Source organism: Paenibacillus sp. Dod16, assembly GCF_049893405.1.
Lineage (GTDB): Bacteria > Bacillota > Bacilli > Paenibacillales > Paenibacillaceae > Paenibacillus_AQ.
The window spans coordinates 1-1,280 of the sequence record NZ_JBNDYG010000124.1; the positions used below are offsets into that span (position 1 = coordinate 1).

Below are 1,280 nucleotides of genomic sequence, written 5' to 3' on the forward strand. Positions count from 1 at the left end.
TGGTATTATCCCCTCATGGTAGACAGTGAAAAAAGAGGACATGTTACAATGAACTCAAATACTGGATACCGGAGGGGATTTTTGTTATGTCAGCGAAGAAAGGCCAAACCTTTAATCGATATAGCGAAGAAACGAAGAAAGAAGCCGTTCGTCTGCGAGTGGAAGAAGGTTGGGCGTACAGTCAAATCATGAAGAAGTTTGGGATTAAGAGCGAGAGCCAGATTATCACATGGGTTCGTAAAAACCAAAATGGAGAGAGTTTCGAGGATTACCGTGGACGTTGGACGAAGAAGCATTTTAGTAGTGCAGAAGAAGAAAATGCTTATCTGAAAGCACAGGTAGAATATCTAAAAAAGCTCAATCCAAATTTGCACGGAGAGGAAAGTTGGATTTCGAAGCCCGGTGCCAGTCCGTTCGAGAAATAAGCAAGTGGGCACCTGTGGTTTGGCTGTGTAAAATTGCTGAAATTTCACGTGCAGGTTACTACAAATGGAAGAAAAATGCTGCCCTCAGAGAGAAACGAGCAGACCGGGATGCGGATCTGAAAGCACATATTTTAAGCATTCATCGGCTTCGTCCTTATTTCGGCTACAAACGTATGCGAACCGCGTTAGGCAAAGAAGGCCTTGTAGTGAATCACAAAAAGGTACGCCGCTTAATGAGAGAACTTCAGATTCGTTCCGTGATTCGCAAGAAACGTCCATTTGCTGGCCGGAAACCGTCCGTTCTGTTCCGTAATGTCCTAAATCGGGAATTCTCAGCGACAACTCCTGTGCAGAAGCTCGTGACGGATATTACGTATGTCCGGATTGGGCATGATTTTGCTTATCTCTCCGTGGTGATGGATCTGTACAACAATGAAATTGTAGCGTGGGAACTCTCTGAGCGAAATGACTTAAAACTCGTTACAGACACAGTGAAGAAACTGAAATGTGGACCTTCCTTGCTCCACTCGGACCAGGGGTTTCAGTATACAACACAAACCTATGCCAAGTTACTTGAAGAGAAGAAGCTTACAGGAAGCCATTCCCGGCGTGGAAACTGCTATGACAATGCTTGCATTGAGTCGTTCTTCTCCCACTTAAAGACAGAGAAACTGTATTTGGAGAGACCTCAAAATCTGGAGCAAGCCAGGAGCCAAATTACGGAGTATATTTCGTTTTACAACATGGAACGTTTCCAAAACAAACTGGGCGACCTCTCCCCGATTGAGTTTCGGGAAAAAGTCGCCGCTTAATAAAATCTCTTTTTTTAATGTCTACTTGACGGGGCTATGACCA

1 protein-coding gene is annotated in these 1,280 nt (G+C 44.4%); it reads left to right on the forward strand.

Features of this window, described 5'->3' with window-relative positions; all coding sequences use genetic code 11:
- Nucleotides 1-86: 86 nt before the first annotated feature.
- Nucleotides 87-1,237, forward strand: a protein-coding gene (locus ACPV3A_RS37680; RefSeq protein ID WP_127502898.1) for an IS3 family transposase whose coding sequence is annotated in 2 segments (ribosomal slippage) — nucleotides 87-348 and nucleotides 348-1,237 — 1,152 coding nt in all. Because the reading frame shifts where the segments join, the coding sequence is not laid out codon by codon here.
- Nucleotides 1,238-1,280: the final 43 nt, after the last annotated feature.